General features: G+C 66.2%; 7 protein-coding genes and 1 pseudogene. 5 read left to right on the forward strand and 3 right to left on the reverse strand.

The window, feature by feature from the left end:
• A partial coding sequence (locus JSE7799_RS19970; protein WP_144431703.1) for a transposase occupies positions 1-672 on the forward strand: 672 nt, incomplete at its 5' end.
• A gap of 5 nt (positions 673-677) precedes the next feature.
• Here the strand turns inward: JSE7799_RS19970 and JSE7799_RS13320 are convergent.
• Positions 678-1,058, reverse strand: a pseudogene (locus tag JSE7799_RS13320) (SDR family NAD(P)-dependent oxidoreductase); the annotation flags it as partial.
• Between the two features lie 315 nt (positions 1,059-1,373).
• Between JSE7799_RS13320 and JSE7799_RS13325 the strand changes: the two are divergent.
• Genes JSE7799_RS13325 through JSE7799_RS13335 form a run of 3 tightly spaced genes read left to right on the forward strand, consistent with a single transcriptional unit; the run spans position 1,374 to position 4,330 of the window.
• Positions 1,374-1,958 (forward strand): TRAP transporter small permease, encoded by a 585-nt coding sequence (locus tag JSE7799_RS13325; RefSeq protein ID WP_055664057.1) that lies wholly within the window; start codon positions 1,374-1,376, stop codon positions 1,956-1,958.
• Between the two features lie 3 nt (positions 1,959-1,961).
• The gene (locus JSE7799_RS13330; RefSeq protein WP_055664058.1) at positions 1,962-3,251 is read left to right on the forward strand and encodes a TRAP transporter large permease; all 1,290 of its coding nucleotides are present in this window, start codon (positions 1,962-1,964) and stop codon (positions 3,249-3,251) included.
• A 23-nt stretch (positions 3,252-3,274) separates the two neighbouring features.
• Positions 3,275-4,330, forward strand: coding sequence for a TRAP transporter substrate-binding protein (locus JSE7799_RS13335; RefSeq protein WP_055664059.1), 1,056 nt, complete (start codon positions 3,275-3,277; stop codon positions 4,328-4,330).
• An 86-nt stretch (positions 4,331-4,416) separates the two neighbouring features.
• Here JSE7799_RS13335 and JSE7799_RS13340 read toward each other — a convergent pair whose 3' ends face one another.
• Entirely contained in the window at positions 4,417-5,787 is a 1,371-nt protein-coding gene (locus tag JSE7799_RS13340; RefSeq protein WP_055664060.1) for a TrkH family potassium uptake protein, read from the reverse strand.
• Positions 5,788-6,417: 630 nt separating this feature from the next.
• Between JSE7799_RS13340 and JSE7799_RS13345 the strand changes: the two genes are divergently transcribed.
• Positions 6,418-7,257: a PfkB family carbohydrate kinase gene (locus tag JSE7799_RS13345; protein ID WP_083480591.1), complete on the forward strand. Its 840-nt coding sequence runs from the start codon at positions 6,418-6,420 to the stop codon at positions 7,255-7,257.
• Positions 7,258-7,421: 164 nt separating this feature from the next.
• Here JSE7799_RS13345 and JSE7799_RS13350 read toward each other — a convergent pair.
• A partial coding sequence (locus JSE7799_RS13350; protein ID WP_144431704.1) for an IS1380 family transposase occupies positions 7,422-8,175 on the reverse strand: 754 nt, incomplete at its 5' end.

Here is an 8,175-nt window from a genome sequence, read left to right on the forward strand (position 1 = left end):
AACTGGAAGATCGGCAAGACCGACGTTAACGTCCTCGTGTTGGCCGTCATCACGGCCAGGTTCCGTGTCCCGTTGATGTGGACCATGCTCCCGCATTCCGGCAACAGCACGACCGCTCAGCGCATCGCGCTGATGAAGCGGTATCTCGCGTATTTCGACGCCTCAACCGTTCGGATGCTGCTGGCGGATCGCGAGTTCATCGGTCAGGAATGGTTCACTTTTCTCGTCGAGCAGGAGATCCCCTTCGCGATCCGCATGAAGGAGGGCCAGATAGTCCGTACCAACGGCCGCGAGCTTCTCGTGGTGGCTTCGCCCTATCCAGCCACTGGCGCGCACATCCTGCGGCAGTACAAGAAGCGCTGGCTCATCGAGTGCCTGTTCGCCGACAGCAAGACGCGGGGGCTGAACCTGGAGGACACCCGCCTGACGCTCGCGTCCAAGTTGTCTCTGCTCATCGCCATAACCGCTATTGCCATCGCCCTCATCTGCCGTGCTGCAGCCCAGCTCATGGGACACAAATACCCCGCCCGGAAGAAGCACGGATACTGCTCGAAATCCTGGTTCCGGACCGGCTTCGATGAGGTCCGACGATGGATGCGGTCCGGTCCCGAAACGCCTCTCGTCGCCCGAAATCTCGTCGTCCCGAGACGGCTGCGGGTGGGAGTCGTGTAGTCTGGTTGACAGGCGAAGAAGTGGCTCTTGAGGTTGATCGACTGGGACCAGTCGTAGAATTCCTCGTCCACGTCGAGCGTGTCGTGCCGCTGGTCGTTGGCGGCGTTGTTGACGAGGCGGGTGATCGGGCCGTGCGCCTCGGCGGCCGCGTCCATGGCGGCGCGCAGCCCGGCCGTGTCGGTCACGTCGCAGCGCACAAACAGCGGCGCGTTGCCCGTCGCCTCCGCCATCTCGCGCACGAAGCCGCCGTAATCGGAGCGCCCGACGAAGGCGACCTTCGCACCCTGCCGCAGGAACCCCTCGGTCAGCGCCGCGCCGATGCCGGAGCCGCCGCCGGTGATGAAGACCGACGCGCCTGCGAGATCGGGATATGTCGGCATCGTCATGAACGCACTCCTGCTCTTCTGGCCGCCCAAGCCCGGCGCGCCCCTCCGCCGCCGGCCAACCCCCGCGACACCCCGCCCCCGCGGCCCCTCAAAGTCGCCGCCCTTCCATCACATGCAGTCTCTGCGGGAACGTCCAAGGCAATTGCAACCCAATGTCCAAAAGCCAGGCGGAGCGGTCGGCCCATGCACCAGCGGGGGTCTCCGAGGCCATCATTTGCGCCTCCGCAACCGCCTCCGGCCGCGTCCATGCCTCTTGGCGGTTGACGGGCGGCGCGGTCGCTGCATTCACTCCGGCACGCATCGCGGGGGGGGCATGTGGCGGCAATTCTCAATTCGATCCGCTGGCTCGGCGCGCTGAACGCTGGGGCGCTTGCCGTGGGCCGATGGGTCGGGGTCGCGTGCATGGCGCTGATGGTGGTCTTCATCCTCGTGCAGGTCTTCTGGCGCTACGTCCTGTCCGACCCGCTGCCCTGGCCCGAGGAGGCGGCACGCTTCGGGATGCTGTGGCTGATGGTGGTTGCCCCGACGGCCCTGCGGCGGGGCGGCTTCGTGGCAATCGACATGATCCAGCGTATCCTGCCGCGTCTACTGGGCGGGGTGCTAGCGCTGATCCTGCTGGTCCTTTCGCTTGTGGTGCTGGTCGTGGCGGTGCGGATCGGCTGGGCGGAGGTCACAGGCTTTTCCGGGAGATTCACCAGTTCGTCGCTCTATTATCCGACCTCCGGGGGATGGGAGAAGATGCCCCGGGCCTGGATGATGGCCTCCCTGGTCACGGGGCTCGCCATGATGGTCTCGGTCGTGGTGGAGCTTATCTTGCGGCAAGTCGTGCGGCTTGCGGGGCGGGGCGGCGCGCTGCCTCCAATCCCGGAGGCAGTGGATGTCGCGGCGGGGGCGGAATAGCCGATGCTCATCTGGTTCCTGCCCGTCTTCCTCGTCGTCCTGATGATCGGCCTGCCGGTCTTCTTCGCGCTGCTCTTCGCGCCCGGTGTGATGTTGTGGCTCAGCGGGCAGGAGCGTGATCTCGTCCTGCTCTATCGCAACATGTATAATGGGATGGACAGCTTTCCGCTCATGGCGATCCCGTTCTTCATGCTGGCGGGCGAATTGATGAACCGGGGCGGCATCACCCTGCGGCTGGTGGAGTTTTCGCAGGCCTGCGTCGGGCACTTCCGCGCCGGTCTCGCGCAGGTGAACATCCTGTCCTCGATGCTTTTTGCCGGTCTCTCCGGCTCGGCGGTGGCCGATACCTCCGCATTGGGGTCGATGCTGATCCCCGCGATGGAGCGGGAGGGCTATACCCGCCGCTTCTCCGCCGCCGTCACGGCCGCATCCTCGGTGATCGGGCCGATCATTCCGCCCTCGGGCATCATGATCATCTATGCCTACGTGATGGAGCAGTCGGTCGCGGCCCTGTTCCTGGCGGGTGTCGTGCCGGGCGTTCTTGTGGGTCTGGGCCTGATGATCGTCACGAACGTCATCGCGCGCCGCAGGAGCGATTTCCCGCCGCTCAGGAGGCGCGCGACCTGGGGCGAGAAGGGTCAGGCCTCGCTCAAGGCGTTCTTTCCGCTTCTGACCCCAGTCATCATTCTGGGCGGCATTCTCGGCGGAGCCTTCACACCGACGGAGGCGAGCGCCGTGGCGGTGGCCTATGCCGCCATCGTCAGCCTGTTCGTCCTGCGCGAGATGACATGGCGCGACCTGCCCGAGGTTTTGTTGCGCGCGGCGCTGGCGTCCTCGGTCGTGCTGCTGCTGGTGGGGGCGGCGATGGCCTTCAAGACGGTCGTCGCGCTCAGCCATGCGCCCGAGACGCTGGCGGATTTCATCCTGACGCTGGCGGAGAATCCGCTGATCCTGCTGCTTCTCATCAACCTGCTTTTGTTCATCGTCGGCATGTTCCTCGATGCGGGTCCGGCGATCATCATTCTGGGGCCGATCCTTGGGCCGATCTTCACCTCGCTCGGGGTGGATCCGGTGCATTTTGCCATGATCATGTCGGTCAACCTGACGGTGGGCCTCGCGACGCCGCCGATGGGTCTCGTGCTGTTCGTCGCGTCCTCCGTCTCGGGCGAGCGGGTGGAGACGATCGCCCGCGCGATCCTTCCCTTCCTCGCCGTCGAGGTGCTGGTGATCGGGTTGATCACTTATGTTCCCGCCATTTCGCTGGCGGTGCCGCGCTTCTTCGGGTTTCTTTGAGCGATAAACACGGGAGGTTCACGATGAAAATTCTGACCGGGCTGCGCACCGCGGCGCTGGCCGCGATGCTGGCGATGCCGGCGGCTGCGCAGGACTACACGTTCCGCGCGACCGCGAATTCCAACGAGAACGACGAGGATTACGACGGCCTCGTCGTCTTCAAGAACTATGTCGAATCGGCCTCGAACGGCGCGATCGAGGTCGAGCTGTTCATCGGCACGCAACTCTGTGCCAACGGGGCGGAATGCCTGCAGGGCGTGGCCGACGGATCCATCGACATCTTCGTGACGACCTCGGGCGGCGCGGCGGGAATCTTTCCGTACGTGCAGATCTTCGACCTGCCGTATCTGATGTCCGACGACCGCATCGCCGAGGAGGTTCTGACCAATACCGACTTGACGGCGCAGATGCGGGAGCGGGCGCTGGCGGATTCCGGCGATACGATCCGGATCATGACGATCGGCAATACCGGCGGCTGGCGGAACTTCGCCAACACGGAGCGGCGCGTGACGCAGCCCTCCGACCTCGAGGGGCTCAAGATCCGGACCGTGGTCGCCGACCTGCCGCAGGAGCTGGTCCGTGCGGTGGGCGCGAGTCCGACGCCGATCCCGTGGCCCGAGCTCTTCACTTCGCTGCAGACGGGTGTCGTCGAGGGGACGAAAAACGGCATCACCGACATCATGGGGATGAAGTTCCCCGATGCCGGGCTGCAATACCTGACGCTGGACGGTCATGCCTACATGGCGGCGATCTGGGTGATGAACAACGAGGCCTTCACGTCGCTTCCGCCCGAATTGCAGCGCGTCGTGGTCGATGGGTTCGCCGCGCTCCAGCAGGCGACCTTCGCGAGCCCCAAGCGCAAGTCGATCGACGCCTATGCGGCTTTCGTCGACGGTGGCGGCGACCTGTACGTGCCCACGCCCGACGAGAAGGTGGCATTCCAGGAAGCCGCCTCGCCGGTCTACGACTGGTTCGCGCAGAACGTCGACGGGGGCGACGAGATGCTCACCAACTTTCGCGCGGCCATCACCGAGGCGGAGGAGAACGTGAACGCCCGCCGCGAGCGGGACATGCCGTAGTATAACGCAAGAAGGCGGCTCCGGCAGCGTGCCGGGGCTGTTCCCGCCGCCCGACAGCATTGCAGGGCCCGCTGACCGGCTGGGCATCAGGAGGTCGGGACGTCCTCCTCGCCCTCCTTCAGGTTGTCGACCGCACGCGCGACGATGAGCCAGGCCAGCGTCATCGGTCCGATCCGCCCCAAGAACATCAGCAGCATGAGCACGGCGCGGCCCAACCCGTCGGCCTCCTCGGTGACGCCCGTGGACAGGCCCGCCGTCCCGAATGCCGAGGCCGCCTCGAACAGGACGGCGGCGACCGGACGCGACGCCGTGAGCATCATCAGTCCCGTCCCCACCGCGATGATCGTGACGGCGGCGAGGGCCAGCGCGAAGACCCGCCGCACCGCGCCCGGCGTCAGCTTGACCCCTCCCATGCGCGGGCCGGAGCGGTTTCTCAGCTTCGCCCAGAGCGCGAGGACCAGCACCATCATCGTCGCGACCTTGATCCCGCCCGCCGTCGAGGTTGCGCCGGCGCCGATGAACATCAGCACGATGGTCAGGCCGTGCGCGACGGGGCCGTAATCTCCCGCACCGACCGCATCGAACCCGGCCGTACGTGGTGTCAGCGCCTGAAACAGCGCCAGAAACGGCGTGAGCGGTTCGCTCAACATGATCCCGGCCCAGCCGGTGACGGCTAGCGCCCCCGTGCCGATCAGGACCAGACGCGAATGAAGCGAGAGCCCGTGATCCCCGCGCATCAGGCGCCACAGATCCCCGAGCACCAGATACCCCAGCCCGCCCACGACGAAGAGAACCGCGACGATCGCGAGGACCGCCGCCTCCTGGCCCTGCATCGAATTGGCGAACGGCGTGAAACCGGAGTTGCAGAAGGCCGAGATCGCGAGGAACGCAGCCCGCCCCAGACCGCCCCAAAGCCCGTGATCAGAGATTAGTGCGGGCGCCAAGATCGCCGTGCCGATCGCCTGCGCCGTCGCGGCGAAGATCAGGACCCGGAAGGCAATTCGCGGCAGCCGATAGATCGGGCGCTCGGAGGAATCAAAGGCCGTTTCCGCCACATCGTCGCCTTTGCCGTCTTCGGAAGACGAAGCTGCCGGACCGCGAAAGGCAAGGACGGCGAAGGTCATCAGGCCGAGGCCGCCGATCTGCATCAGAACCGCCAGCACCGCCATGCCCCAAGGCGTCAGGATGGCATGCACCGGCACCGTCGACAGCCCCGTCACCGTCACCGCCGAAACGGCCGTGAAGAGCGCGTCCCACCACGGCATCCCACCCGCGAAAGGCGTCATGAGCAGCATCGCCCCGACCCCGATCGCCGCGAGATAGAGCATCGCGAGCATCAGCGGCGGCCGGTAGCTTGCGCGCGTGCCGATCGGACGGCCCAGCCACCGCTCGAGCGGGGGGCGCATATCGGGGTCGATCTTGGTCAGTGCGGCGGCTCCCTCGACAAAGCAGGTCACTTCAAACGCGGATTTCCTGCGCAGGTTCGTGTGCTGCGTCGATCTGCGCAGGCACCGTGCGGAGAGCGTGTGCTGGTCGCGTCCGGATCGCCGTCTGTGGCGGACTTCCGCGTCGTCCGCGCGTCATTGGGTCCGGTGTTTGGTTATGGGCCGGGTGTGAGGAGGGTGGACATAGCGGGCAGAGCGACCAAGATCGGCATATGGAAGCGCATCTCCTCCTCATCCCGAGCGACCTGCCAGCGGCGCAAGAACTTCGGCTCCGACGCTGCGGCGCGGTGTGCAGAGTGGCCAAGTGCGCTCGGCGTCAATCTTTCGTACGGCCGGACGATTGCGGAACTGCCGACGCGCTGAGGCTTTGGGCCAGCGGGGTTCGCAGGCGGCATCGGACTGCTGCATCAGCGTGAACCGCCGGTCGCCATATGCGCCGCGGGTTGCGAAGCGGTCGGTCCATGGCGTCTTGGCCTGCCAGAATTCTCCTGCGCGGGCTTTGCCAACCGGCAATCTCTGCCGTGCAGACATCAAACGTTGCGGTGCCCGTACGGCTGGCCCGGACGCGTGGGGAGGGATCTGCGGCTCAACTGACCGATGCCGCACGGCGAAGAACGTGCCGCCGGGCCGGAGGTTCGTCCAATGAAGCTGCTCGTCATCGGGATCTCGGTGCTCGATCAGGTGCATTACATGGACACGCTGCCGGTTGGCGGGACCAAGCATCGCAGTCGGAATCTCGTCCGGATCGGCGGTGGCTGCGCCGCCAATGCCGCCGTCGGCGCCGCGCGTCTGGGGGCCGAGGTCGTCCTGATGACGCGGCTGGGGCAAGACCCAGCCGGTGATGAACTGGCCGCGATGCTGGAGGCTGCGGGCGTGACGCTGGCCGTGGCGCGGGGTGGGCGGACACCGCAATCATCGGTGATGGTGGACGCTTCGGGAGAGCGGATGATCGTCAACTTTCCGGGCGCGGACCTGCCCGTGACACCGCCGCCTCTGCCCGCCTTCGACGCAGTGCTCGCGGATTGCAGATGGCCGGAGGCTGCGGAGGCCGGGCTTCGTGCGGCGCATGGTTCCGGCCGCCCCGGCATCCTTGACGGTGAGAAATATACGCCCGACGCGCTCGCCGTGCTGGCCTCGCATGTCGTCTTTTCTGCGCCGGGTCTGCGCGACTTCACAGGTGTCGAGGATCTCAATGCCGCGTTGCGCATGGCCGGCGGGTGCCTGCCGGGGCTCGTCGCCTATACTGATGGCGCCCGAGGCGTGCGCTGGCACGAGGGTCTCCATGTTCCGGCCCCGAGCATTGACGCCGTGGATACGCTTGGGGCGGGGGATTTGTGGCACGGCGCGTTCGCGATGGCGCTAGGGCGCGGGGTAGAGCTGGAGGCGGCCAGCGATTTCGCCAATCGCGCTTCTGCGATCAAATGCGCTCGGGCCGGCGGATGGGAGGTCTATCCGACGGCGGACGATCTGAAGGGCACTTAACCCGCATAATTCATGAAGCTGCGGACTTGTGCTCCGTGGGATGGTTTCCCCGGTCTCGGTTTTCTTGCGCGCACCCGGTGTTTGCGTCCGGTTGGCAGGCCGGCCGGTGACTTGGGTCTTGGGTGGTGTGGATTGATGTTTCGGGGTTTGTCGGGGCGCATGCGTCAGGCTGTTTTCGGTGGGGCGAGGGCGTCGAAGAGAAGGAGGAGAAGTCCCTTTCGGGGACACGATGCCGGCAGGGTCACGATGATCCGGGTCTTCTTTTCGACGATGGTGGCGGCCAGCTTGACGAGATGCAGTCGCAGCGTGTCGAACTGGGCGCGGCGCCATGGTGAACGTTTTGGGCAAGCCGCGCGGAGTTTCCACCAGACCCAGTAGGCGCAGCCGTGCAGCATCAGACGCATCTGATTGGCGTTGGCTTTCGAGCACGACGTCCGGTCTGCTGCGAGGTGGGCCTTCCACGCCTTGATGTGGTTCTCGGCCTGGCCGCGAGCGGAATAGAGCTTCTCGTAAAGATGCTTGCCGCGATCGCCCTCGAGGTTGGTGACGACGTAGCGGGTGTCCCGACCCATGGGGCCAACCTCGACGCGGGCGATGACGCGGCGGGGTTTCGACCACGACCGAGCCGCGTAGGAGAAGGTTTTGAACCGGCGCAGCTTCTGACCCGGCGTCCGGACGTAGCGCGCCGCCGTCGACGCTTCCAGAGCCGAGATGTTCTGCGCCAGACGGCCGTTCTTTGACAGACCGAAGACATAGCGCAGCCCGAGCCCGTCACACAGGTCCAGAACCTGCGGGGTGCAGTAGTGGCTGTCGGCTCGCAGCAGGATTTCTGTCTTGGGCCAGTACCTGGCGATCTGCCGGATCAACCGGCGGATACGGGCCGCGCTCTCGGCTCCCTTGGGGCGGCGGGCCGGGCGC

Origin of the sequence: Jannaschia seosinensis, from assembly GCF_001408515.1 — a bacterium.
Lineage (GTDB): Bacteria > Pseudomonadota > Alphaproteobacteria > Rhodobacterales > Rhodobacteraceae > Jannaschia > Jannaschia seosinensis.

Bases quoted from the DNA above. Each gene is read 5' to 3' on its own strand.
- JSE7799_RS13345 (WP_083480591.1), top strand. From the start codon at position 6,418: ATGAAGCTGCTCGTCATCGGGATCTCGGTGCTCGATCAGGTGCATTAC.
- JSE7799_RS13330 (WP_055664058.1), top strand. From the start codon at position 1,962: ATGCTCATCTGGTTCCTGCCCGTCTTCCTCGTCGTCCTGATGATCGGC.
- JSE7799_RS13335 (WP_055664059.1), top strand. From the start codon at position 3,275: ATGAAAATTCTGACCGGGCTGCGCACCGCGGCGCTGGCCGCGATGCTG.